At 62.3% G+C, this 23370-nt stretch carries 23 protein-coding genes; 13 read left to right on the forward strand and 10 right to left on the reverse strand.

Features of this window, described 5'->3' with window-relative positions; all coding sequences use genetic code 11:
• Positions 1-320: 320 nt before the first annotated feature.
• The 5 genes from treY to AC0JZ4_RS10540 all read right to left on the reverse strand — a co-directional run bounded on the left by treY (position 321) and on the right by AC0JZ4_RS10540 (position 7049).
• Complete coding sequence (treY, locus tag AC0JZ4_RS10520) at positions 321-2858, reverse strand: malto-oligosyltrehalose synthase (RefSeq protein ID WP_471886327.1); 2538 nt, start codon at positions 2856-2858, stop codon at positions 321-323.
• A gap of 8 nt (positions 2859-2866) precedes the next feature.
• Positions 2867-4678 carry a malto-oligosyltrehalose trehalohydrolase gene (gene treZ / locus AC0JZ4_RS10525; protein WP_471886328.1) on the reverse strand — a complete coding sequence of 604 codons (1812 nt, stop codon included), beginning with the start codon at positions 4676-4678 and terminating at the stop codon, positions 2867-2869.
• A 408-nt stretch (positions 4679-5086) separates the two neighbouring features.
• The gene (locus AC0JZ4_RS10530; protein ID WP_471887856.1) at positions 5087-5782 is read right to left on the reverse strand and encodes a metallophosphoesterase family protein; all 696 of its coding nucleotides are present in this window, start codon (positions 5780-5782) and stop codon (positions 5087-5089) included.
• 62 nt (positions 5783-5844) lie between these two features.
• The gene (locus AC0JZ4_RS10535; protein WP_471887857.1) at positions 5845-6639 is read right to left on the reverse strand and encodes a nucleotidyltransferase family protein; all 795 of its coding nucleotides are present in this window, start codon (positions 6637-6639) and stop codon (positions 5845-5847) included.
• 197 nt (positions 6640-6836) lie between these two features.
• A complete protein-coding gene (locus tag AC0JZ4_RS10540) occupies positions 6837-7049 on the reverse strand; it encodes a hypothetical protein (RefSeq protein ID WP_471886329.1) in 213 nt (70 codons plus the stop codon).
• A 151-nt stretch (positions 7050-7200) separates the two neighbouring features.
• On the opposite strand from AC0JZ4_RS10540, the gene AC0JZ4_RS10545 reads away from it, so the two are divergent.
• Positions 7201-7389 carry a DUF3008 family protein gene (locus tag AC0JZ4_RS10545; RefSeq protein ID WP_471886330.1) on the forward strand — a complete coding sequence of 63 codons (189 nt, stop codon included), beginning with the start codon at positions 7201-7203 and terminating at the stop codon, positions 7387-7389.
• Between the two features lie 66 nt (positions 7390-7455).
• On the opposite strand, the gene hutX is transcribed toward AC0JZ4_RS10545, so the two are convergent.
• On the reverse strand, positions 7456-7980 hold the full coding sequence (gene hutX / locus AC0JZ4_RS10550; RefSeq protein WP_471886331.1) for a heme utilization cystosolic carrier protein HutX: 525 nt from the start codon (positions 7978-7980) through the stop codon (positions 7456-7458).
• Positions 7981-7983: 3 nt separating this feature from the next.
• Positions 7984-8331: a heme-degrading protein HmuQ gene (gene hmuQ, locus AC0JZ4_RS10555; protein WP_471886332.1), complete on the reverse strand. Its 348-nt coding sequence runs from the start codon at positions 8329-8331 to the stop codon at positions 7984-7986.
• A 165-nt stretch (positions 8332-8496) separates the two neighbouring features.
• Here hmuQ and AC0JZ4_RS10560 point away from each other — a divergent pair, with 165 nt between their 5' ends.
• From AC0JZ4_RS10560 to AC0JZ4_RS10570, 3 genes are read left to right on the forward strand one after another with little or no spacing between them, the layout of a single operon-like run.
• Positions 8497-9381, forward strand: coding sequence for a heme/hemin ABC transporter substrate-binding protein (locus tag AC0JZ4_RS10560; RefSeq protein ID WP_471886333.1), 885 nt, complete (start codon positions 8497-8499; stop codon positions 9379-9381).
• On the forward strand, positions 9381-10466 hold the full coding sequence (locus tag AC0JZ4_RS10565) for a FecCD family ABC transporter permease (RefSeq protein WP_471886334.1): 1086 nt from the start codon (positions 9381-9383) through the stop codon (positions 10464-10466). Before AC0JZ4_RS10560 ends, AC0JZ4_RS10565 begins: the two co-directional genes overlap by 1 nt.
• An 8-nt stretch (positions 10467-10474) precedes the next feature.
• A complete protein-coding gene (locus tag AC0JZ4_RS10570) occupies positions 10475-11257 on the forward strand; it encodes a heme ABC transporter ATP-binding protein (RefSeq protein WP_471887858.1) in 783 nt (260 codons plus the stop codon).
• A gap of 18 nt (positions 11258-11275) precedes the next feature.
• Here AC0JZ4_RS10570 and AC0JZ4_RS10575 read toward each other — a convergent pair whose 3' ends face one another.
• Entirely contained in the window at positions 11276-11632 is a 357-nt protein-coding gene (locus AC0JZ4_RS10575) for a YbaN family protein (protein WP_471886335.1), read from the reverse strand.
• Between the two features lie 189 nt (positions 11633-11821).
• Between AC0JZ4_RS10575 and galE the strand changes: the two genes are divergently transcribed.
• From galE to AC0JZ4_RS10615, 8 genes are all read left to right on the forward strand, one after another.
• Positions 11822-12811 (forward strand): UDP-glucose 4-epimerase GalE, encoded by a 990-nt coding sequence (gene galE / locus AC0JZ4_RS10580; RefSeq protein ID WP_471886336.1) that lies wholly within the window; start codon positions 11822-11824, stop codon positions 12809-12811.
• 9 nt (positions 12812-12820) lie between these two features.
• The gene (locus AC0JZ4_RS10585) at positions 12821-13216 is read left to right on the forward strand and encodes a VOC family protein (RefSeq protein WP_471886337.1); all 396 of its coding nucleotides are present in this window, start codon (positions 12821-12823) and stop codon (positions 13214-13216) included.
• A gap of 12 nt (positions 13217-13228) precedes the next feature.
• On the forward strand, positions 13229-13921 hold the full coding sequence (ung, locus tag AC0JZ4_RS10590; protein ID WP_471886338.1) for a uracil-DNA glycosylase: 693 nt from the start codon (positions 13229-13231) through the stop codon (positions 13919-13921).
• 225 nt (positions 13922-14146) lie between these two features.
• Complete coding sequence (locus tag AC0JZ4_RS10595) at positions 14147-15076, forward strand: VOC family protein (protein WP_471886339.1); 930 nt, start codon at positions 14147-14149, stop codon at positions 15074-15076.
• A 57-nt stretch (positions 15077-15133) separates the two neighbouring features.
• Positions 15134-15754 (forward strand): alpha/beta hydrolase, encoded by a 621-nt coding sequence (locus AC0JZ4_RS10600; protein ID WP_471886340.1) that lies wholly within the window; start codon positions 15134-15136, stop codon positions 15752-15754.
• An 88-nt stretch (positions 15755-15842) separates the two neighbouring features.
• Positions 15843-17267, forward strand: coding sequence for an aldehyde dehydrogenase family protein (locus AC0JZ4_RS10605; protein WP_471886341.1), 1425 nt, complete (start codon positions 15843-15845; stop codon positions 17265-17267).
• Between the two features lie 234 nt (positions 17268-17501).
• Positions 17502-19385: a sensor domain-containing diguanylate cyclase gene (locus AC0JZ4_RS10610; protein WP_471886342.1), complete on the forward strand. Its 1884-nt coding sequence runs from the start codon at positions 17502-17504 to the stop codon at positions 19383-19385.
• Between the two features lie 111 nt (positions 19386-19496).
• Complete coding sequence (locus tag AC0JZ4_RS10615) at positions 19497-20105, forward strand: YceI family protein (RefSeq protein WP_471886343.1); 609 nt, start codon at positions 19497-19499, stop codon at positions 20103-20105.
• Between the two features lie 24 nt (positions 20106-20129).
• Here the strand turns inward: AC0JZ4_RS10615 and AC0JZ4_RS10620 are convergent, their stop codons facing one another.
• Entirely contained in the window at positions 20130-20699 is a 570-nt protein-coding gene (locus AC0JZ4_RS10620) for a transglycosylase SLT domain-containing protein (RefSeq protein ID WP_471886344.1), read from the reverse strand.
• A gap of 228 nt (positions 20700-20927) precedes the next feature.
• Between AC0JZ4_RS10620 and AC0JZ4_RS10625 the strand changes: the two genes are divergently transcribed.
• Positions 20928-22193, forward strand: coding sequence for a DUF3422 family protein (locus tag AC0JZ4_RS10625; RefSeq protein WP_471886345.1), 1266 nt, complete (start codon positions 20928-20930; stop codon positions 22191-22193).
• Positions 22194-22208: 15 nt separating this feature from the next.
• Here the strand turns inward: AC0JZ4_RS10625 and AC0JZ4_RS10630 are convergent, their stop codons facing one another.
• Positions 22209-23105: a DMT family transporter gene (locus AC0JZ4_RS10630; protein ID WP_471886346.1), complete on the reverse strand. Its 897-nt coding sequence runs from the start codon at positions 23103-23105 to the stop codon at positions 22209-22211.
• Between the last annotated feature and the right edge of the window lie 265 nt (positions 23106-23370).

A 23370-nucleotide genomic window follows, 5' to 3' on the forward strand; every position in this document is an offset into this window, starting at 1 on the left:
CCGTTCACTTTTGCGACATGCAAAGGAGAACATCATGAACAGCATCGTTTGGTTGGTAGGGGCAGTGGTGATCGTGGTTGCGGTTCTCAACCTCGTCGGTTTTGCCTGAGCGAAGCGTCATCACTGCGGATCCATCAATTTTCAGGAGAGCGCCATGAACAGCATCATCTGGCTCGTTGGAGCCGTTGTCATCGTCCTCGCCATTCTCTCGTTTCTCGGCATCGGCTGATCGAACGCGACAATTTCCGGGGCTTTGAACAAAACCGCTCGGTCTTGCGACCCGGCGGTTTTCTCTTGTCCGGTTTCGGCGGTCGCCGCCGTCACCCGCTGAGAAGCACGGCGAAGGGGCGATCGCCGAGCAGGTCGGCAATTGCCGGGTGCTCGGTGGTTTCGATCTCGCGATCATCGAACAGGTTTCGGTAACGCCGCCCGGCAAGCGGAGGTGCGAGCGTCAGTGACGTATCCTGCCAGTCCCGATCCGCCAGCGGCGTTGCGCCATCTGATGTCTGCAGGGCCAGTCGAGGCAGGATGACCAGCAGTGCCTTGCCGTCATGCTGGCGAGCGAACGCGATGAGGTTTTCCGACGCGGTCCCGGTTGCCTGCAGCGGCAGATAGTCTCCCGACCGGAAGAGATCGGGCAGGCCGCGGCGCAGTTCCAGAAGCCGTGCGATCACTGCCTGCTTGAGCCGACCGTCGAGCCATGTCGTATCATCCGTCGCGTCGATCGCCTCTTCCTCCAGGGTATTGTCTGCCAAGGCGTTGAAATCCGGTTCCCGCCGGTTGTCGGGATCGACGAGCGACAGATCGCTCGTCTCGCTGCCCTGATAGATATCCGGCACGCCCGGTGCGGCGAGCTTGATCAGCGTCTGGGTCAGACTGTTGATACTGCCGGCGAGCATGAACGGGCGGATCGTCTCGCTGAAATCGGCGAGAAACACGCGGTTCTGCGGAGACAGGAGGTGGCGGGCATAATTCTGCACCGCCTGTTCGTAATCCGGCTGCACGTCGCTCCAGTTGGTCCGCAGCTTGGCTTCGCGCAGCGCCTTTTCGACGAAGGGGAGAAAACGCTCTTCCAGCGCCTGTAGGCCAGCCTCGTCATCAGCCTTCAGATCATGCGGCCAGGCGCCGAGAAGCGCCTGGTAGAGCATCCATTCGACCGTAGGTTCGGGGGCGGGGCCATCGTCGAGCGGGCGAACTGCTGCGGCATTCAGCTCTCGCCAGCGCGCAACGGCCTGCGCCCACACATCAGGTGCTTCGCTCAGCGCATAAAGCCGCGCACGTGCATCTTCGCCGCGCTTGGTGTCGTGGGTCGAGGTCGTCGAAATCGCATCCGGCTGGTGTGTCTGCCGCGCCGCCATCTGCGCGTGGAAGCGATCGAGACCGTAGTCGCGCGGCAGCGGCTCGGCTCCGACTTCGTTCAGCCCGATCATCGCGTGATGGCGGAAGAACAGCGTGTCCTCCACCGATTTCGCCATCAGCGGACCGGTGAGCTGCTGGAAACGGATGCGGAAGGTCGATGCCTTTTCCGCAAGCGGGGCCGGGACGTCGCCATGCAGGATCTTCACCAGAAGCGGCAGGGCGACGAGATCCGCGGCAGGCCGGTTCTGCCGCACATGGTCGATGACCTCCTGCAGCATCTTCCTGCCCTGCGGCGGCATGCCGTCGCGATTGCCGTAGGTGCGATAGACGGGAAAGGCGGAGAGCAGTTCGCGCAGGGCGGCGCGGATGTTTTCGCCGGAAACAGAGCGTATTTCCGGCATTGCCTCGCAAAGTGATTCAGCGAGCTTGACGAGTGTGCCAAGTTCTCCGGCGAAGTTGTTGTCCGCCATCAGCAATTTTGCCGCGCGCAGTTCGTCTTCCATGTCCGGTGTCGCGCCGGTCATGGCGGCATAGGCGTGTTGCAGCCGCTTCGCGCCGCCGTCATGCACCAGCGCATTGCTGAGCGAGGCGATGAACTCGTAGCCGGTCGTGCCCGAGATCGGCCAGTCGGGCGAAATTTCCTCGCCTTCGCCGAGGATCTTCTCCACCGTGATGTAGCAATCCGGTCCCGCCTCTTGTCGCAGCCGTTCGAGATAGGCTTTCGGATCGGCCAGGCCATCGACATGGTCGACGCGCAAGCCGTCCACCGCGCCCGAGCGGACGAGATCGAGGATCAGGCGGTGGGTATCGTCAAACACCTGATCGTCCTCGACGCGAACGCCGGCAAGCCCGGTGATCTCGAAGAAACGACGGTAGGAGAGTTCGCGCGGGGCATCCCGCCACGACATCAGTCGATAGGGCTGCCGGTCATGCAGCGCGGCGATCGCGTGGGCGTCGGTGGTTGCGACGATCTCATCCTCTTTGCCGAGATATGTATCCGGGTCGAGGGGATAAAGGCTGTCGTAATAGGCAAGCGCCGGCTTGCCCGTTTGCGGATCGGGTTTCACCGATATCTCGCCGGCTTCCAGCACCTTTTCGAACGTGTCGCCGAGGAAGGGCAGGGTGAGGCGGTGCTGCCAGTCGATGTCGAAGTGGCGGGCATAGACGCTTTTTGCGCCGTGCTCGATCACATCGCGCCACCACGGATTTTCCAGCGAGGCCGCCATGTGGTTCGGCACGATGTCGAGGATCAGGCCGAGGCCCTCGGCCTTCAGGCTTTCGACCATGCGGTCAAACCCTTCGCGGCCGCCGATCGCCGGGTCGATCTCGTTGGCGTCCGTCACGTCATAGCCGTGGGTGGAGCCGGTCGTGGCGGTGAATACGGGCGAGGCATAGAGATGGCTGATGCCGAGGCGTTTCAGGTAGGGGACGAGATCGGCGGCGCGGTCGAAGGTCATGCCGTTGCGGAACTGAATGCGGTAGGTCGCGGTCGGGATCATGCGGCGGCTCATGCCTTTTCAAACGAGAGAAGGAAGGAATTGGGGGGAAGTTCGGCCAGCCGTTCGGGATGATCCTTTTTCGGCACGGCAAAGATCGGCGTTCCGGGCAGGGCCGGCAGCGGCCGCGCCGTCTCACCGATATTGAGTGCGATGCCATAGCGGCCCTTGGGGAAATCCCAGGAGACGGCGAGAAAGCCTTCATCCGTGTCGATCACGCTGCCGGTGCCGCCGGGAGCAGTCTTCAGCAGCGGCACGATCAGTTCATGCCGCAGCGTCAGAAGCTCGCTGATGAAGGCCAGCCAGTCGCGGCCTTGCGTAGTGTCGCTCTTTTGCCAGTCGAGTTTCGAGGCCTCGAATGTCTTTCCGGCGTTCGGGTCGGGTACCTTTTCGCCATGGCCGGCATGGCCCTCGAATTCCCGCGCCCGGCCTTCGCGCACGGCCTTGGCCAGATCGCCATGGAAGTCGGTGAAGAACAGGAACGGGTTGGCCTCGCCATATTCCTCACCCATGAAAAGAAGCGGGATATGCGGCGAGAGCAGAAGCGTGGCGAGCAGCAGTCTGGTGCGGGTTGCGCCGGCCAGCGAAATCAGCCGCTCGCCCTGCGCTCTATTGCCCGTCTGGTCATGGTTCTGGATGAAGTCGACAAAGGCCGCCGGCGGCTGGCCGGTGCTGTCGACACCGCGCTTTTCGCCCGTCTGCGGAGAGGTCTCGCCCTGATAGGCAAAGCCCTGCGCCAGGCAGCGGGCTACCAGCCTTTCCGGCTGCTCGGCAAAGTCCTGATAATAGGCATGCGTCTCGCCGGTGGCGAACACGTGGACTGCATTGTGAAAATCGTCGTTCCATTCGCCGGTATAGAGCGGTGTCGAGCCATCCTCGGCACGCTCGTGCAGGACAGTGACGTTGCGGCAGTCCTCGGTCGTCAGGTGGATCGGCCGATCGGTGATTTCAGCGCGGATGCGCTCGGCGATCTTGACGAGTATGTGCTTGTCCGAGGTGTCTTCGATCTGGTCGATCGCGTCGAAACGCAGACCGTCGAGGTGGAATTCCTCCAGCCAGTAAAGCGGCGCATCCGAGATATAGGCGCGGGCGGCATCGACATCATAGGCGATGCCGGCGCCCCAGGGCGTCACCCGCTCCTTGTGGAAGAAATCCGGTGCCAGAAGCGGCAGGTAATTGCCCTCGGGGCCAAAGTGATTGAGCACGATATCGAGCACGACCGACAGGCCATGCCCATGGGCGGCATCGACGAAGGCCTTGAAATCCTCCGGCGGGCCATAGGCGGCATGCGGTGCATACAGAAGCACGCCGTCATAGCCCCAGCCGCGCTTGCCGCCGAATTGGGCAAGCGGCATGACCTCGATCATCGTGATGCCGAGGTCGGCGAGATGCGGCAGTTTTTCGATCGCGGCGCGGAACGTGCCTTCCGGGGTGAAGGTGCCGACGTGAAGTTCGTAGATGACGGCCTCTTCCCAGGGCCGGCCTGTCCATGCGGTGTCCTGCCAGTCGTAGCTTGTCGGATCGATGACGAGGGATGGACCGTCGACGCCTTCCTTCTGGGCGCGGGAGGCAGGGTCGGGAACAACGGTGCCATCTTCGAGAACGAAATTGTATTCGGTTCCCGCAGATATGCCCGTGGCCAGCAGCTCGAACCAGCCATCGCCGCTTGCGCTCATTTCGGTGTCGTCACCATCGAGGCGCAGCGTCACGGTCTCGTGGCCCGGTGCCCACAGGCGGAAGCGGACTTCTCCCAAGGCGACGTATTCTGCTCCCCAGGTCTTCGGGAAAACACGAAACTCCTCGGCGGGCAAAACGTCCGTCATGCAATCGGGTCCCTCGCTGGTAAACGAGACCGGCAAACGGACGAAGGGGCTTCGGGTTCCATCGGGCGAGGTGAGGGAAGGAGAATTTCGGGTTGGGTGGGGAGGGAGAATTTTCGGTGTAGATCCGGTTTGGGCCTGGAGCCGTTGCGCGGGATTGGGACTATGGGGGCAAAAAGGAAAAGCCCCCATAGTCCCAATCCTCCCCACAAGGGGGAGGGCTTAACCCAGCCTCACCGTAGGTGCCCTCGATTGAGGCAGGCGATTACCGCTTCTCCTCTCCCCCTTGTGGGGGGCGCGAAGCGCGGGTGGAGACCGGTGGTTCCACCCCGGCGGGCCAGAGTGAGATTTGCTTGATATCTCGGCCGCTTGCGAGGGAGAGGGGGAGGGGCAGAGCCGTACTGATCGCCGTCACATCTCCAGCAAGGCATAGGCCTTGCCCGTCGGCTTCTCGATATGCGAGGCGACGTTATAGACCGGGGCGCCGCCGGGCGTTCGGCCTTCGTAGGTGCCGCGATGGGCGTGGCCGTGGACCACTGCCTTGACCGGAAACCGGTCGATCGTCTCGGCCAGCCGCGACGAGCCGAGGAAGGGAAAGATTTCCGGCGGCTCGCCCTCGACCGTCTGCTGGATCGGCGCGTAGTGCAGCACGACCATGGCCCGTTCGGACTTGACCTGCCGCAGCGCATTTTCGAGCCGCATCGTTTCCTCGATGCTTTCCGCCACCATCGCCTTGATCGCCGGTTCGCCGAAGGAGCCGAGCATGTAGCGGCCGAAGCCGCCGGCAAAGCCCTTCACACCCGCAAAGCCAATGCCGTTGATCTCGGTCGCCGAGCCTTCCAGCAGATGCACGCCGGCGTCCTTGATGATCGCCTTCACCTCGTCGACATGGCCGCATTCGTAATCATGATTGCCGAGCACGCCGACGATCGGGATCGAACAGGAGCGCAGGTCGGCGGCCAGAAGCTCCGCTTCCGCAGGCTTGCCGAGGTCGGTCAGGTCGCCGGTCAGGACGAGGATGTCGGCCTCCTGGGAAATCTCCGTGAAGAGGTCCTTGTAGGAGACGGAGCCGTGCTCCTTGACATGGAGATCGCCAACCGCCGCGATGCGCTGGGTGCCGTTCGCCTTTTTTTCTGCCGTTCCGTTTGCCGTCTTTGCGGGTGCCTTCGTCACACCGGGCCTCCCTGTCTCTGTTCCTCGTCGACGCCTTCGCGCAGGTCGCCTTCGCCGCCGACATCGGCAAAGCCCCATTCCTTCACGTCGATCTCGAAATCGACGCGGCTGAACATGCGGCCGCGGCAGATCTTCATCTGCGGCAGCGGCAGTTCTCGCTGCGCTTTCAGCCGGTCGAGCAACTCGTCGAGCAGCCAGTCGGGTACCTTGTCGCGCTCGGTCGGGTAGATCCAGCGGAAGTTGAGGAGGTGGATCAGCAGCACTTCCCAATGCACTTCCATGTAATTGAGCAGTTTCTGCCAATCGATCTCGGCATGCGCCCGCAGGATCATGTGGACGATATCGCCGCCGTCATAGCGATGGCGCAGCTGGACGAAGCATTTCGACCAGATCAGCTCCGTCGGGGCGATGATACGCACCTTGTGGCCGTTCATCTCGATCTGACGGGCGTTTTCGAACCAGCTGTCACTGATCGGCATCGTGCCGTTTGAGGCGGCGAAGATGACGTCGCAGAAATGGTGGCCCTTCTTGATCTTGCCGAGCCAGCGGTCGTCCTCCACCTCGATCTCGTAATCCTTTTCCTTGAAATGGGCGAGAATGCGGGTGTAGTCGCCGGCCTTGCAGAAGATGTCGAGATCCTTGGTCGGGCGGCTGATGCCGGTATAGGCGCTGATCGCAAATGTGCCGGCGAGCAGAAAGGGGATGTGGCATGCGACCAGATCCTCCAGCGCCTGCGAGACGAAGGCTTCCGCCTCCGGGTCGGCAAGCGTCGGCGCGGCCATCACCTCCATGCCCGGCATGGCATCGACCGGATGCGCATGGGTCTCGTGGCTGCCGTCGGCGGGAACCGCAGCCTTCTTGGTCTTCAAGGTCTGCGCCGTGTTTACGTCGGCATTCATGGATCTTCTCCTGGATCTTCTTCGAATGTCATCTGCGCAGGGTAGCAGCGGGAGGCTACGTCCGGTTCCGCTTCTACTGGCTTGAACGTTCAGGGTTTTTCCTGATTGTCGGCATTGGCCATGGGGCTTGCCCGACCATCTGGCTGATCGCCGTCCTCGCGCTGATCCGCGTCTTCCAGATCGGTCTCGACCAGATACGTATCCTTGTTACCAAGCCGCGCCGCTTCCTTGAGGGCTTCCGGATTGATGGTGTTGCGCTGCTCGCGGTCGATATCGTTCAACTTGCCGGATGTCTCACTCATGGTGCGTCTCCTTCAAAAGATGGCGGCAACGGTTCTCGCGCTGCCTGGCAATGGACAACCCGTCGCGGCGTCAGAGGTTCCGGGTCTGTCTACGGGAACGAAAGCCGACGGCGGTCGGTTTGACCGGGAGACATCAAGGAAGGAGACCGTCTTGCCGGCAAAATCCAGGGCACAACAGAAGGCCGCAGGCGCCGCACTCGCGGCCAAGCGCGGAGACATCAAGAAGAAGGACCTGAAGGGGGCTTCCAAGGAGATGGAGAAGTCGATGAGCGAGAAACAGCTGGAAGACTTCGCGTCGACCAAGCACGCGGGCAAGCCGGAGCATGTCGCCCAGCATTAGATTGCCGTGCCCGGTTGAGCCGGGCCGCGAAAGAGGCGGGCCGTGCTGGTCCGCCTCCTGTTTCGATTAGGCGTAGCGGGCGCGCAGACCCTCGAACTTCGCCAGCTGTTCGGCCAGCAGCTCGCGTTGCTCGTCGCGTTTGACGAAGACCTTGAACATCGGTGCGCCCTTGGCGTTCATGAACCACACCGAACAGGAGCGGCGGCCGTGGAAGGCACGGTCGACGAAGGTGATCGAGGCGCAGTTGTCCTTCTTGATGTGGCCGCCGATCGGGCTGTCGCCATGGATGTTGAACCAGCCATGACCTTCGGACCCCACCGGCAGTTCGCCGTCGATCTCTGCCACGACATCGTCCGTATGGACGAGGAAGAGCACGACACCCCAGGTGGTCAGCTCGTTCCAGATGTCGAGAAAGCTTTCTTTCGGCGCGATGACAGCCGAGCCTTCCGGCAGGATTTCAAGGATTTCCGCCGGCGTGACATCGGCATTGGCGGCGATCGACTCGACGATGCCGTCGGGCTTTTCAGCCAGTGCGGCAAGCGCCCGCTCGCGGCGGTCAGGGGCAATTTCGGTGACTGCGTTCATGGACATACCTCAGGCCGCATCGGCAGCGCGCACGCCGTTCTTGTCTTCATGGATGATCACCTCGAAACCCTCGAAATGCGGGCCGGAGAGGTATTCCACCTTGCCGCGGTTGTTGCCGGCATTGGCGTGTGCCGCACGGAACTGTTCAGACGTCGTCCATGCCTTGAAGTGTTCGAACGTCTCCCAGACGGTGTGGGACGCGTAGAGCGAGTGATCCTCGGCCTTCGGGCCTTTCAGCATGTGAAACTCGATATAGCCCGGCAGTTCCGCAAGGCGGCCCTGGCGATCGCGCCACACGGCCTCGAAAGCCTCCTCATAGCCCGGCACGACGCGAAAACGGTTCATCGCGATATACATGAAAACATTCCTCACTTAAGTTTCATTCGCCGGTCAAGTTATCTGCCGGTCGGCCCCTTGAAAAGCCAAAAAAACTTGCGTAGTCAACTCAAGTTATCGGGTTCTGCAGCATCGTCCCGCGATCGCGGTCGGCATGGGTGCCGCAATGAAAAAGGGTGGATCACCATGGCTTCCTCTTCCTCGTTCGGGCGCGTTTTCGCTGCCGCCGCCGTTTCTGTCGCAGTGCTGACGGGCGCGGCTTCTGCCGCCGAGACCGGCAACATGCAAGCGCAGCGCATCGTCTCCGTCGGCGGCACGATCACCGAAATCCTCTACGATCTCGGCGCGCAGGATCGTATCGCGGCGCGCGATTCCACCAGCTTCTATCCGGCGGATGCCAATTCGAAGCCGGATGTCGGCTATATGCGGGCGCTCTCGGCGGAAGGTATTCTCGGCCAGAAGCCGGACCTGATCCTGATGGAGGAAGGCTCCGGCCCGCCGCCGGTGCTGGAGATCCTGAAAGCCAGCGAAGTGCCGATGGTGGTCGTTGCGACACCACCGGACGCGGGCAAGATAGGTCAGAAGATCCGTGACGTCGGTGCCGCTGTCGGCTTGTCCGACAAGGCCGAGGCACTGGCGGCGAAGACCGAGGAAGGCCTCAAGGCTGTCGCCGCCGATGTCGCGAAAATTGCCGGGGAGAAGAAGAAGGTTCTTTTCGTCCTTTCCGTTTCCAACGGCCGGCTGATGGCCGGCGGTGCCGACACCGAGGCCGGCGCGATCATCGAGATGGCCGGTGGCGTCAATGCCGCGCCGACGATCACCGGTTACAAGCCGCTGTCGGACGAGGCGGTGATTGCCGCAGCACCGGACGTCATCCTCACCATGTCGCGCGGCGACCATTCGATCACGCCGGAAGAGATGTTCGCGCTGCCTTCGATGCAAACGACACCGGCCGCCGCCAACAAGGCGCTCGTCTCGATGGACGGCCTGATGCTGCTCGGCTTCGGTCCGCGTACGCCGGAAGCCGCACGGGCGCTGGCATCGGCGATCTATCCGGGCGCGATCAACTGATGCGGACGCTCGCCATGCCGTTCGGGCGCAGCGGTGAAGGCGACCGCACGTCGCAGGGCGTGCTGGTGCTCGGCCTTCTGGTCCTGCTGCTGGCCGCCGCCTGTCTGATCTCGCTGCATGTCGGCCCGACCGGTGTCGGTCTTGCCGATCTCTTCGCCTACCTCTCCGGCAATGGCGACGCTCTTACGACGCAGGAGCGCGTTATCCTGGAAGCCGTGCGCCTGCCGCGCACCGCGCTCGGCCTTTTGGTCGGGGCGGGGCTCGCCGTCTCAGGCGCCATGATGCAGGGCCTTTTCCGCAATCCGCTTGCCGATCCCGGCATTGTCGGGGTGACGTCGGGGGCGGGGCTTGCAGCCGTGTCTGCCATTGTGCTCGGCGGCGGCGTGCTGGCGCCGGTGGCCATCCTGCTCGGCAACCAGTTCCTGCCGCTGATGTCCTTCTTCGGCGGTCTTGTCATCACCTGGCTGCTTTATGTGATCGCCACCCGCGACGGGCGCACCTCGACGACGGCGCTGATCCTCTGCGGCATCGCGCTCGGTGCGCTGGTCGGGGCGCTGATGGGCCTCCTGATCGTCAGCGCAGACGACCGGCAGCTGCGCGACATCACCTTCTGGAGCCTCGGCTCGCTTGGTGGCGCGACCTACGGGCGGGTGCTTGCCATCCTGCCCTTCATACTCGTCGTGCTGGCCGTCATTCCCTTCGTCGCACGTGGTCTCGATGCGCTGATCCTCGGCGATGCGGCGGCCTTCCACATGGGCATTCCGGTGCAGAGGCTGAAGCGGATCGTCATCGTGGCGGTCGCCGCCGCCTGCGGCTCGACAGTTGCGGTCGCCGGCGCGATCGGTTTCGTCGGCATCGTCGTGCCGCATCTCCTGAGGCTTGCCATGGGGCCGTCGCACCGGTTCCTGCTGCCGGGTTCGGCACTCGGCGGCGGGGCGCTGCTTCTGATCGCCGACAGCGTGGCACGCACCGTGACCGCACCGGCCGAATTGCCGATCGGCGTCGTTACGGCGCTGTTCGGCGCGCCGGTCTTCCTGTTTCTGCTGATCGGCAAGAACGGCATCGGAGCGCGCGACCTGCCATGAACAACGCGCTGATCAAGGCCGAGAATGCCACTGTCATCCGTTCCGGGCGAAGGCTGATAGACGATATCTCGATCGGGCTTGAGCCGGGAAAGTTCACCGTCGTCATCGGCCCGAACGGTGCCGGAAAATCGACGCTGATGAAGGTTCTTTCTGGCGAGATGAAGCCGGATCAGGGGCGCGTCTCCTATTACGGCATGGGCGTCGAGCTTTGCCAGCCGGCCGATCTTGCCAGGCGCCGGGCGGTGCTGCCACAGGCGACGCAGCTCGCCTTTCCCTTCACCGCGCTCGAAATCGCCCGCATGGGTGCCGTGGCGCAAGGGGCGCTGAACCCGAGCGAGGAAGGACGCCGGGCGCTTGCCCGCGTCGGTCTGCGCGGTTTCGAAAGCCGGCCCTATCCGTCGATGTCGGGAGGCGAGCAGCAGCGGGTACAGTTTGCCCGCGCGCTGGCGCAGGTGCCGCAGGCGGTCGCCGACGGTGTGCCGCGGGCGCTGTTCCTCGACGAACCGACCGCGAGCCTCGATCTCGGCCATCAGATTTCCGTGCTGGAGACGGCGCGCGACTTTGCGTCGGCCGGGGGCATGGTTCTCGCCATCCTGCACGACCTCAATCTTGCGGCGGAATTTGCCGATCATCTGGTCGTGCTTAATCACGGCCGGGTTGTCGCGGAAGGACCATGCCACGAGACGGTGAGCGACGAGATGATCGCCTCGGTCTACGGCATTGCCGGGGCCGTCGGGCGCGTGCCGGCCGCGCATGTGCCTTACGTGCTGCCGCAATCTCGGCACAGATAAGCGCGGCACCGCTGAGGATCAGGAACTCGGCCGCGTCAGCATGAATATGGCGGGGCCGATCATCAGTGCGGCGACGAGCGCCGCCAGCCACGGCGCGGGGTGCGAGCCGAACCAGAACCCGGCATAGCTCACCGCCATCAGCGAAATCGCCATGATCTTCGCCCGCTTCGAGATCGCGCCGCGCTCGCGCCAGTCGCGCAATGACGGGCCGAATGTCTTGTGCTCCATCAGCCATCTCTCGAGCTTGGGCGAGGAGCGCGCGAAACAAGCGACCGCCAGAAGCAGGAATGGCGTCGTCGGCAGAACGGGCAAAAACGCCCCGATCACGCCGAGGGCAACGAACAGCCAGCCGAGACAGAGAAAAACATAGCGCATCAAAAGGCCTAGGACGAAATCCTGAAAAATAGGGACAAGTTTTATTGCCGCCAATTCATTTAAAGAGTCAACGCATCTCGGCAAGCCGCCCCTGCGATTTTTAGCTGTTTCGCATCCGCAGCATTCGCCCTTCCCATTTGATCATCGGCAGCTATATTGCCGCCGACTTCAACAACCTCTGAGGACATGATGTCGAAGAAGAAAGTGCTTGTCGTCGGCGGAGCCGGCTATATCGGGTCTCACACATGCCTGGTGCTGGCGGAGAGAGGCTACGAGCCGGTCGTTTTCGACAATCTTTCCAACGGACATGCGGAATTCGTCCGCTGGGGCGAGCTTGAAGAGGGCGATATCCGCGACCGCGCCCGTCTCGACGAAGTGTTCGCCAAGCACAAGCCCGACGCCGTGCTGCATTTCGCGGCGCTGATCGAGGTCGGTGAGTCGGTGAAGAACCCGGTCGGTTTCTACGACAACAACGTGATCGGCGCGCTGACCCTGATGTCGGCGGCGATGGATGCGGGCGTGAAAGCCTTCGTCTTCTCCTCGACCTGCGCCACCTATGGCCTGCCCGACCGCGTTCCGATGGACGAGACGCATAAACAGGCTCCCATCAATCCTTACGGTCGCACCAAGTTCATCATCGAGCAGGCGCTGAAGGATTACGGCCAGTACAAGGACCTGAAGTCGGTCATGCTGCGCTATTTCAACGCTGCCGGTGCCGATTTCGAGGGCCGGATCGGCGAATGGCACACGCCGGAAACCCACGCGATCCCGCTCGCCATCGAGGCAGCACTCGGCCGTCGCCAGGGGTTCAAGGTCTTCGGTGACGATTACGACACCCGCGACGGCACCTGCGTGCGCGATTATATCCACGTGCTCGACCTGGCCGACGCGCATGTGCGCGCCGTCGACTATCTTCTCGCCGGTGGCGAGACGGTCGAGATCAATCTCGGCACCGGTACCGGCACGACCGTCAAGGAGTTGCTCGGCGCCATTTCCGATGTCTCCGGCAAGCCGTTCCCGGTCGAGTATGTCGGTCGCCGCGAGGGCGACTCGACGTCGCTCGTAGCCGACAATACCAAGGCGCGCGAAGTGCTGGGCTGGGAGCCGCAGTATACGCTTGCCGATATCATCAAGTCCGCGTGGGACTGGCATTCCCGCTCCAACCACGTGATGAGCTGAGGAACACCCATGGCCAAGCTGGTCCATTCGATGATCCGTGTGCTTGAAGAGGCGCGGTCGGTTGATTTCTACGACAAGGCTTTCGGCCTGAAGATCGCCGACCGCGTGCCTTTCGACGGCTTCACGCTGATCTACCTGTCGAACCCGGAGACCGGGTTCGAGCTGGAGCTGACGGTCAATGCCGGTCGCACCGACGCTTATGATCTCGGCAACGGCTATGGCCATCTGGCTGTGACGGTCGAGGACATCGAGGCGGAATATAAGCGCTTCACCGATCTCGGCCTGACTGTCGGCAAGCTCGTCGAGATGCCGCATGAGGGCAAGCCGTTCGCAAGGTTTTTCTTCGTGACCGACCCGGATGGCTACAAGACGGAAGTCATCCAGCGTGGCGGCCGGTTTCAGTAAGAGGTGAATGCGATGGCGGATGCTGAGATCAAGCTGGAAGAGAGCTGGAAATTCGCGCTCGAAGGCGAGTTCGCCGATCCCTACATGGCCGATCTCAAGCGCTTTCTTGTCGCAGAGAAACAGGCCGGAAAGCGCATCTTCCCGAAGGGTTCCGAATATTTTCGCGCCCTCGACCTGACCCCGCTCGACGAGGTGAAGGTCGTGATCCTCGGTCAGGACCCGTATCACGGAGCAGGCCAGGCGCATGGCTTGTGCTTTTCCGTCCAGCCGGGCGTCAGGACGCCGCCGTCGCTCGTCAATATCTACAAGGAAATGCAGGCCGATCTCGGCATTCCGCCTGCCAGGCACGGGTTTCTCGAAAGCTGGGCCGAACAGGGCGTACTGCTGTTGAACAGCGTGCTGACCGTGGAGGAAAGCAAGGCTGCGGCGCATCAGGGCAAGGGCTGGGAGCGGTTTACCGATGCCGTCATCCGCACCGTCAACGACGAATGCGATGGCGTCGTTTTCATCCTCTGGGGCTCCTATGCGCATCAGAAGGCCGCCTTCGTCGATCAGGAACGGCATCTGGTGCTGAAGTCGGCGCATCCGTCGCCGCTGTCTGCCCATAACGGCTTTCTCGGCTCGCGGCCGTTTTCCAAGACGAACGAATACCTGCAATCGGTCGGCAAGGATGCGATCGATTGGCAGTTGCCGGAAAACGTCTGAAGCGCGTCGCGCTTCCGGTTGTTTGTTGGCGCATGTCTTTGTCGCAAAACCGCTGCACACTTTTGCGCAACATGCGCGATAGGTGAACGTCCGCGCTTCGGCGTCAACGTTTCTCGAACAATCCGTTCGGATGTGTCCGTCTATCCAATCGCGGCCTGATCGACCAAGTATCACCCCATGAACAGCGGGCCGCATGGGCGGCCCCGAAGGAACAAGGGGTTTGACATGCTTACCCAGATCAAGGGCCTGCACCACGTCACGTCGATGGCCGCGAGTGCCTCCACCAACAACCGGTTCTTCACCGATACGCTCGGCCTGCGCCGGGTGAAGAAGACCGTCAATTTCGATGCGCCGGATGTCTATCATCTCTATTACGGCGATGAGGCCGGTACGCCCGGTTCGGTGATGACCTATTTTCCGTTTCCGCATATCGCGCAGGGGCGCCCTGGCACCGGCGAGGTCGGTACCACTGTGTTTTCCGTACCTGAGGGTTCGCTCGGTTACTGGACTGATCGGCTGGCACAGACCGGCGCCGATGGCATGAAGGCCGATGAGGCGTTCGGCGACAAGCGCCTGCATTTTGCCGGTCCCGATGGCGACGGTTTTGCGCTGGTCGAGGTGAAGGACGATGGCCGCGCGCCCTGGACCGGCAATGGCGTCGGCGCGGACGAGGCGATCCGCGGCTTCCATTCCGCTTCGATGCGGCTTCGCGACGAAGGTTCGACCGCCGAACTCCTGACGTTCATGGGCTATGAGCGGATCGATGCGAAGGATGGCGTCACCCGCTTCGGCATTCCCGGCGGCAATGGGGCCGATTTCATCGATGTCGAGACGATGCCGAATATTTCGAGCGCCCGTCTCGGTGCCGGTTCCGTGCACCACATCGCGTTTGCGGTCGACAACCGCGAGAAGCAGCTCGAAGTGAGAAAGGCGCTGATGGATACCGGCTATCAGGTCACGCCGGTGATCGACCGCGACTATTTCTGGGCGATCTATTTCCGTACGCCGGGCGGCGTGCTGTTCGAGATCGCCACGAACGAGCCGGGTTTCGATCGCGACGAGGACACGGCTCACCTTGGTGAGGCTTTGAAGCTGCCGACCCAGCACGAACACCTGAGAAAGACGCTCGAAGAGCATCTGGAGCCGATTGCCTAAGTCATTTCAGGGCAGGGCGGTGATCCGTCCTGCCACTCTACCTTTGAGGAGATTTCCATGAGTTACGACAGCTATCTGCACCGGGTGCGTCCCGGTGCGCCCGGATCGCCGATCCTGTTCGTCTATCACGGCACCGGCGGCGACGAGAACCAGTTCTTCGATTTCGCTTCCCGGCTTCTGCCGGGCGCAACCATCGTTTCGCCGCGCGGCGACGTATCCGAACATGGCGCTGCCCGCTTTTTCCGGCGCAAGGCGGAAGGCGTCTATGATTGTGACGACCTTGCCCGCGCCACCCAGCGAATGAGCGAGTTCGTGACCGCCAACCGCGAGCGCTACGAATCCTCGACCGTGCTTGGCCTGGGCTTTTCCAACGGGGCGAACATTCTCGCCAATATCATGATCGAGAAGCCGGGCCTGTTCGAAGCCGGCGTGCTGATGCATCCGCTGATCCCGTTCGCCCCCGCCGAGCGTCAGACGGGCGAGAAGGCGCATGTGCTGATCACCGCCGGTGAGCGCGATCCGATCTGCCCGGTGCCGATGACGCTGGAGCTTGCCGAATATTTCAAGCGGCAGGGCGATGCAGTGACGCTCGACTGGCATGTCGGCGGCCATGAGATCCGGCCGAACGAGATAGAGGCGATCAAGGCCTTCCTCGCGCCTTATGGCGGTCAGGGTTGAATTCCGACGAATTCCGCCCGCGGGCTTGCTTAACGCTTCGTTCATGGCCGATAGTGGCCGTAGCCAAGCGGCAAGCCCGGAGGACGTCATGAGCAACCATCTGAAATTCTTCATCGACGGCGCATGGGTGGAGCCCGCCATTCCCGCAGCGCTCGACGTCATCGACCCTTCGACGGAAGAGGCGTTCACGAGAATTGCCGTCGGTTCGAAGGCCGATGTCGACAAGGCCGTCGCGGCGGCGAAGGCTGCGTTCACCGGTTTTTCCCAATGGACGCAGGCCGAGCGCCTGTCGCTGCTCAAGCGCATCCTGTGGGAATATGAAAAGCGTGCCGAGGACATCGCGCAGGCTGTCAGCCGCGAGATGGGCGCACCGATCGCCTTTGCCCGCGATTCCCAGGTGGCGGCCGGCCACGGGCATCTGAGTGCGACGATCACGGCGCTCGAGACCTACAAATTTTCCGAGCAGCGCGGCACGACGCGCATCGTCAAGGAGCCGATCGGGGTCGTGGCGCTGATCACGCCGTGGAACTGGCCGCTCAATCAGATCACCTGCAAGGTCGGCCCGGCGATCGCCACCGGCTGCACGATGGTGCTCAAACCCTCCGAGATCGCGCCGATCTCCGGCATCATCTTCGCGGAGGTGATGGAGGCGGCGGGTGTGCCGAAGGGCGTGTTCAACATGATCAACGGCACCGGCCCGGATGTCGGTCAGGTGATGGCCGGCCACCCGGATGTCGACATGGTGTCGTTCACCGGCTCGACGCGGGCCGGCATCATGGTGGCGAAGACGGCGGCCGATACGGTGAAGCGCGTGGCGCAGGAACTGGGCGGCAAATCGGCCAACATCATCCTGCCCGATGCGGATCTTCCGCAGGCGGTGGCGGACGGTGTAACGGGCTGCTTCGGCAATTCCGGCCAGTCCTGCGATGCGCCGACGCGTATGCTGGTGCCGCGCGCCCGGCATGAAGAAGCGCTGGCGGTGGCGAAGGTTACGGCCGAGAAATTGACGACCGGCGATCCGCAGGGCGACGGCATCGATCTCGGCCCGGTCGTCAGCCAGGTGCAGTTCGACAAGATCCAGCGGCTGATCGAGGCAGGCATCGCGGAGGGCGCAACGCTCATCACGGGCGGTCCGGGCAGGCCGGAAAACCTCAATCGCGGCTATTACATCCGGCCGACCGTTTTCGGCGATGTCACCAATGACATGACCATCGCACGGGAAGAGATTTTCGGCCCGGTCCTTTCCATCCTGCCCTATGACAGCGAGGAAGAGGCGATCGACATCGCCAACGACACGCCCTACGGGCTCGCCGCCTATGTGCAGGGCGAGCTGGAGCATGCGCGGAAGATCGCACCGCAGCTGAGGGCCGGATCGGTCTATATCAACTATCCCGCATGGGACCTGTTCTCCTCCTTCGGCGGCTACAAGCAATCCGGCAACGGACGCGAATATGCCGACTGGGGCATCCACGACTTTCTCGAGATCAAGAGCGTGGTCGGCTATGGAGGCTGAATGTGCCGGCGTTCGGCACGGTTTCTTTCTTAATTTTCAACCATTGGTGATTAAGGTCGGTCCTGTTTCACTTGTTCAGACCCTGTTTACCGTATTGACGAATTCGCTTTCAGCAGACGCTTTCCGCTAACTGATCTTTTTATTCCAACGACATACGTTCGGCAGGGCGCAAGTCGCCCTTCGACAATAAGGAATTATGAATTGAACAATCTCTGGTTGGGATTGTTGGCGAACATGGCCATCGTGGCTTTGGTCATTTCGCTGTGGTCCAACGTCAATCTGCCGATCTTCAACCGCGCGGGCGTGCACCGCCGCTGGGAACTCGGCGCACTGTTTGGCCTCGGAGCCGTCGGGATGATGCTGATCCCGGTGCAGCTTTCCGAGGGGTTCTTCATCGACCTGAGAATGGCGCTGATCGGCACGGCCGCGTTTATCGGAGGGCCGGCGGCGGGGCTGCTGGCGGCGCTGATCGCAGCCTGTTTCCGTCTCTACGTCGGTGGCGCCGGTCTTCTCATCGGCATGGTGGGCATCTTTCTTGCCTGTTTCGCCGGGCTTGTCGCCTGCCGCCTGAAGACCTCGGAAGCGCCGACCTTGAAGCAGAGCCTGGTTTTCTCGGTGGCGATGGCGCTGTGTGCGCTGGCTCCGGCAATCGTGCTGTCGCTTGCCAGGGACCTGACTTCGCTTCCGCCGGTCCGCATTCCCTACCTGACGCTCATCTTCTTTGCGACGTTGAAGGGATGCCTTGCGATCGGCAACGAGTTGCGCCGCCGCGAGGCAGAACAGCGCAACCACATGTATCGCCGCGTCATCGACAGTCTGCCGGATGCGCTGAGCGTCAAGGATAGCGAGGGGCGTTTCGTCATGGCCAACCCGGCCACGGCATCGCTCCTGCGCGCCCAGGACACCGAAAACATGATCGGCAAGACCTATTTCGATTATCTGCCGGAACAGATCGCCCAGTCATTCCAGGAGGATGAGGCGCGCGCGCTGGATGCCGGCGCGGTGCTGGTCGAGGAACGGTCGGTCTCTCATCTCGATGGCAGCACCGCCTATTTCTCCATGCTCAAGGCCCCCTTCGTCGATACCGACGGACAGGTGATCGGCGTCATCAGCCATAGCCGCGACATTACCGACAAGAAGCTGCTGGAGATCGCGCTTGCCCAGAGCGACCGCCGCGCGGCGGAAGCGCTGTCGGGCATGGCGGATGGCGTTGTCATGTTCGACAAGGACCTGACGCTGGTGTTCTGCAACGAGCGCTACCGCGCCATGTTTTCCATGACCGCCGATCTGCGTGTGCCGGGCACGGCCGCTCCCGCCATCCTTTATGCATCGATCGCACGCGGAGAGCTGATCGGCATCCCGCAGGATCAGGTGGCACACTGGGTGGGCGCCGCGCTCAGCCGGCTGCGCGAGGCCGGTACGGTGCAGTTCCCGATGGCCGACGGCCGGTGGATCGAGTCGCGCACGCGTCCGACGCCGGATGGTTCCTGCTTCGTCATCTGCTCAGACATCACCGCCACCAAGCAGAACGAGCTGCAGCTCAAGGACATGAACAGCAAGCTTTCCGTGCTGGCCGAGACGGACAGCCTGACCGGTCTTCTCAACCGCCGCGCCTTCGATGCGGTGATGGATCAGGAGATGGAACGGGTCGGCCGTGGCGATACCGGGCTGTCGCTGCTGATGGTCGATGTCGATTATTTCAAGCGTTTCAACGATACCTATGGCCATGCCGAGGGCGATACCTGCCTGCAGGCGGTTGCCGACTGCCTGCGCGCTTCCGGCCGCCGGCCGAACGACCGGGCGGCGCGCTATGGCGGCGAGGAAATGGCGCTTATCCTGCCCGATACGGACGAGCAGGCAGCGCTCGAGATCGCCGAGGATTTTTGCACCCGTCTGAGAGATCTGCGCATACCGCATTCGGCCAGCCAAAAGGGCATCGTCAGCGTCAGCGTCGGGGTGGCGACGCTTGTCGCCGGTTCGCCGGTGATGAAGCCGGCGCGGCTCGTTTCGCGAGCCGACGAGGCGCTTTATGTGGCGAAGGGCGCCGGCCGCGATTGCGTCAAGGCCTGGGAACCAAGCCGGCCGCGCATCGTCCATTCGGATAGCGGCCAGCGATAGAGCCTTTCCGGTTCAAATCGAGCAAGGCATATATGCCTTAATAGCATAGGCCAAACCGGCAATATTTCCTCTAGATGGTGTCCATCCGAATCGGGACAGGACACCATCTTCATGAAGTACATCCATGCCGTCGCGCTCACTGCGCTTCTTGCGACATCCGCACTGGCCGCCGACAAGCCCGCGCCGGCCCCATCCGGAACCTATGTCGCCGATCCGGCACATTCGAGCGTGATCTGGAAGGTCAGCCATCTCGGCCTGTCCAACTACACCGCCCGCTTTACCAAAATGTCCGCCGAGCTTGTCTGGGACGCGGAAAATCCTTCCGCCTCGAAGGTCACCGCCGTCATCGATCCCACCTCCGTCAGAACCGAGTATCCGTTCCCGGAGAAGGAGGATTTCGACAAGGAGATCGGCACGGGGGAAGATTTTCTTGCCGGCCAGGAGATCCGTTTCGTCTCGACCTCGGTGACGATCACAGGCGAGAACAAGGGTGAGGTCGCCGGCGACCTGACATTGCGCGGACAAAGCCATCCGGCGGTGCTGCTGGTCACCTTCAACGGCTCGATGGCCGAGCAGCCGCGCGAGAAGACGCCGAAGATCGGGTTTTCCGCCGAGGCCGCGATCAAGCGCAGCGATTGGGGCGTGGCGCCGAAAATTCGCTCGATCGCCGATGACATGTCGATCGTCATCGAAACCGAGTTCATGCCTTCAGTGAAGTAAACAGGGCAGGCGGCTACCGATCGATCAGTAGCCGCAGCCGCGCAGCTGTTCCGCATAACGCGCCGCCATACCGGCCGATTTCTTGGCCGTCTGCCTCAGGCTGCCGCTGAAGTTGCCGCGATTATATCCGGTGTGGCCGGAATAGTAGGCGAGGTAGAGATTGTACGGGTCGTTGCGGGCAATGCCGTTCTTCACGTGGCTCTGGTGGTGATACCAGCCGACGAAGCGGATCGCGTCGGCGAAATTGTTGCGACGCGCGGCCCAGCGGCCGGTCGAACGCTGGTAGCTCTCCCAGGTGCCGTCGAGTGCCTGCGCATAGCCATAGGCAGACGAGGCGCGCTTGCCCGGAATGAAGCCGAGGAACCATTTTCGCGGCGGGCGGGCATTCGGGCGGAAGCTCGATTCGACATAGATCGTCGCCATCAGGATCGAGACCGGCACGCCGTATTCACTCTCGACGGCGCGGGCCTGCCGTTCCCAGTTGTTGAAGAGGCCGTCACGCTGGTCGAAAATCGAACAGACGTTCGCAATCCTGCTCGGTGCGCTGGCGCAGCCGGCAAGAGTGAGAAGTGCGACGAAAAACGCAATACGCATCGCAGAAGCTCGGGTCATCCCCGATCAATGACTCCTAAGATTTAATGAAAAGTTTAGGAATTGGGGCGGAGTTGCGGCCGAGCCAAAATGTGATCGGTGCTTCTTCCTGTTCCGGCCGCTCGCCGCGCCGCCTTTCTGCGGCAAACCGCCGCGTCGCCCGCTCAATTTCATTTGATAATAGTCAAATCCAATGGCGTGCCGACGGGGCGTGCCCGGGGAATATAAAGAATGACGAAGCGCAGCTTCTCCTTTCCGGTTGCAGATGTAAGAGCGCGGGCGCTCGGCGAGATCCATTCGCGGCCCTATACGCTGATTTCGCTGCCGCGCGTCATCTTCCAAGTCGCCTTCCTGACCGAGGCCAATCTCGAAGCCGATCATGCGATCCTTGCAGACCTGTCGCTCGGGCAGGGCGTGCCGGCACCGGCCGCCGATACCAGCCATCACACGATGACCTGGGGCAACGGCACGCTGCGCTGGGAGCGGCATACGGAATTCTCCACCTATTTCTGGGATACGGCTGCGCCCGCCAGTTTTGGCGCGGAAGTTCCGGTCAATCCGTTCGGCGCAAGCTTTGCCGCGCCCGGCGCCTTCATCTCGGGCGTGCGCATCGAAATTCGCCCGGCGGATGAAGACAATTCGGCGGTGATCGCCAATTTCGACCCGACCAGCCTCTGTCAGAGCATGGTGGCCGACAATCAGGCGACGGTGATCACCGATTTTCGCCAGGATGGCGACGGGCTGACGAAATTCCTGATCCTCGATCACGGCATGACGGATGCGGCGCGCGGCATGCTGGCGCAGCGTATCCTCGATATCGAGACCTACCGGACGCTTGCCATGATGGGCCTGCCCCTGGCGCAGACGCTGTCGCCGGAAATCCGCCAGATCGAATCGCGCTTTACCGGCATTACCCAGCGGATGAAGCTGCATGCACGCAGCGAAGCCGACAGCATGCTGGCCGAGATCACCGCGCTTGCCGCCGAGCTGGAAGCCAATGCGGCGCTCAGCCTTTATCGCTTCGGCGCAAGCCGCGCCTATAACAACATCGTTCTGGAACGCGTCGCCATGCTGGCGGAAAAGGCGCTGCCGGGCAACGAGACGCTCGGCGCCTTTCTCAACCGGCGTCTGGCGCCTGCCATGCGCACCTGCCAGTCGGTCGAAGAGCGTCAGCTCAACCTGTCACGCAAGCTGACCCGTGCGACCGCGCTGCTGCGCAGCTGGATCGATGTCGATCTGCAGAAGTTCAATACCGAGATCCTCGCCTCGATGGACAAGCGTGCGCATCTGCAATTGCGCCTGCAACAGACCGTCGAAGGCCTGTCTGTCGCGGCGATCTCCTATTACGTCATCGGGCTGGTCGGCTATGTCGCCAAGCTCGTCCACAATGTCGGCGTCCACATCGCGCCCGAAACGCTGACCGGCGCGTCGGTGCCCTTCGTCGTGCTCGGCGTATGGATGATCACGAGGCGCATCCGCAACCGCCACAGCGACTAAAGTCCGTCCGGGTTATCAGGGTTTCGCGATGGCCACCGGCTTGCCGCGTTCGGCGATGGCGATGCCGACAAGCGCGAGTGCCAGCGCTGCGACGTGGAACGTTTGCAGCGCTTCGCCGAGAACCAGAACCGACAGGATGGTACCGAAAACCGGGATCAGGTTGATGAACAGGCCGGCGCGGTTGGGGCCGATCTCTTCCACACCGAAGACGTAAAGCACCTGCGCGACAAGCGAGGCGAAGACGGCCGTGTAAAGGGCGATCAGCCAGCCCGTCGCGTCGGGTGCGATGAAATTGCCCTGCGACATTTCCCAGATGACGAGGGGAATGCTGGCGAGAAGCGCGAAGAAGGACGGCACCGCCATAAGGCTGCGCCAGCTGATAGGCGGGCGCCAGCGCAATGCGATCGTGTAGAGCGCATAGGCGACGATGGCGATCATCATGATCGCATCGCCGACATTGATTGTCAGCGTCAGGAGCGTCGAGAGATCGCCGTGTGCCGCGGTCAGAAGGCCGCCGATCAGCGTGATGCTGAAGCCGACGATCTGCAGCCATGTGACGGCGGTTCTGAACAGGATGAAATTCAGAAGGAAGATCAGGACCGGGATCAGCGTCTGCTCGACCGTGACGTTGATGGCGCTCGTGTATTTCACCGCCGTGTAGAGCGAGGCGTTGAAGGCTGCATAGCCGATGACGCCGAGGAAGGCCATCAATGGCAGGCTCTTACGGATCAGCGGCCAGTCGCGGCGCAGGTCCGCCATCGAGATCGCCACGATGATGACGGTAGCGAAGAGCCAGCGCATGAGGATCAGCATCATCGGGCTGATATGGCCGAGGGCAAGCTTTCCGGCGATGGAGTTTCCGGCCCAGCAGAGCGTTGCGATGACGAGAAACAGATAGGCTCTGCGATGCACGGCATTTCCTCCGCACGCCGTCGTTACGGCGCGTCATGCAATGTTTCATCGCCCATAGCGTGCGGATTCGCGATTTGTCACGCAAAAACCTTTGGACAGTCACAAACCGGTCGCTTTCCTTGGGCCAAGGCATTATAGATGCGCGCGTTTGTGGTGTCGTGAAACCTTATCCGGTTACGGCATCTTGAAAAAAGAATTGGTGTCGAGCCGACATGGTCAAGTCGATGGATATCGGTAGACGATCAGGCTCAGTGCGCAAGGGCAG

Source organism: [Rhizobium] kunmingense (assembly GCF_977018605.1).

Bases quoted from the DNA above. Each gene is read 5' to 3' on its own strand.
- treY (WP_471886327.1), bottom strand. From the start codon at position 2,858: ATGATCCCGACCGCGACCTACCGCATTCAGTTCCGCAACGGCATGACC.
- treZ (WP_471886328.1), bottom strand. From the start codon at position 4,678: ATGACGGACGTTTTGCCCGCCGAGGAGTTTCGTGTTTTCCCGAAGACC.
- AC0JZ4_RS10535 (WP_471887857.1), bottom strand. From the start codon at position 6,639: ATGGAGGTGATGGCCGCGCCGACGCTTGCCGACCCGGAGGCGGAAGCC.
- AC0JZ4_RS10540 (WP_471886329.1), bottom strand. From the start codon at position 7,049: ATGAGTGAGACATCCGGCAAGTTGAACGATATCGACCGCGAGCAGCGC.
- hutX (WP_471886331.1), bottom strand. From the start codon at position 7,980: ATGTCCATGAACGCAGTCACCGAAATTGCCCCTGACCGCCGCGAGCGG.
- hmuQ (WP_471886332.1), bottom strand. From the start codon at position 8,331: ATGTATATCGCGATGAACCGTTTTCGCGTCGTGCCGGGCTATGAGGAG.
- AC0JZ4_RS10560 (WP_471886333.1), top strand. From the start codon at position 8,497: ATGGCTTCCTCTTCCTCGTTCGGGCGCGTTTTCGCTGCCGCCGCCGTT.
- AC0JZ4_RS10565 (WP_471886334.1), top strand. From the start codon at position 9,381: ATGCGGACGCTCGCCATGCCGTTCGGGCGCAGCGGTGAAGGCGACCGC.
- AC0JZ4_RS10575 (WP_471886335.1), bottom strand. From the start codon at position 11,632: ATGCGCTATGTTTTTCTCTGTCTCGGCTGGCTGTTCGTTGCCCTCGGC.
- galE (WP_471886336.1), top strand. From the start codon at position 11,822: ATGTCGAAGAAGAAAGTGCTTGTCGTCGGCGGAGCCGGCTATATCGGG.
- AC0JZ4_RS10585 (WP_471886337.1), top strand. From the start codon at position 12,821: ATGGCCAAGCTGGTCCATTCGATGATCCGTGTGCTTGAAGAGGCGCGG.
- ung (WP_471886338.1), top strand. From the start codon at position 13,229: ATGGCGGATGCTGAGATCAAGCTGGAAGAGAGCTGGAAATTCGCGCTC.
- AC0JZ4_RS10595 (WP_471886339.1), top strand. From the start codon at position 14,147: ATGCTTACCCAGATCAAGGGCCTGCACCACGTCACGTCGATGGCCGCG.
- AC0JZ4_RS10600 (WP_471886340.1), top strand. From the start codon at position 15,134: ATGAGTTACGACAGCTATCTGCACCGGGTGCGTCCCGGTGCGCCCGGA.
- AC0JZ4_RS10605 (WP_471886341.1), top strand. From the start codon at position 15,843: ATGAGCAACCATCTGAAATTCTTCATCGACGGCGCATGGGTGGAGCCC.
- AC0JZ4_RS10610 (WP_471886342.1), top strand. From the start codon at position 17,502: ATGGCCATCGTGGCTTTGGTCATTTCGCTGTGGTCCAACGTCAATCTG.
- AC0JZ4_RS10615 (WP_471886343.1), top strand. From the start codon at position 19,497: ATGAAGTACATCCATGCCGTCGCGCTCACTGCGCTTCTTGCGACATCC.
- AC0JZ4_RS10620 (WP_471886344.1), bottom strand. From the start codon at position 20,699: ATGCGTATTGCGTTTTTCGTCGCACTTCTCACTCTTGCCGGCTGCGCC.
- AC0JZ4_RS10625 (WP_471886345.1), top strand. From the start codon at position 20,928: ATGACGAAGCGCAGCTTCTCCTTTCCGGTTGCAGATGTAAGAGCGCGG.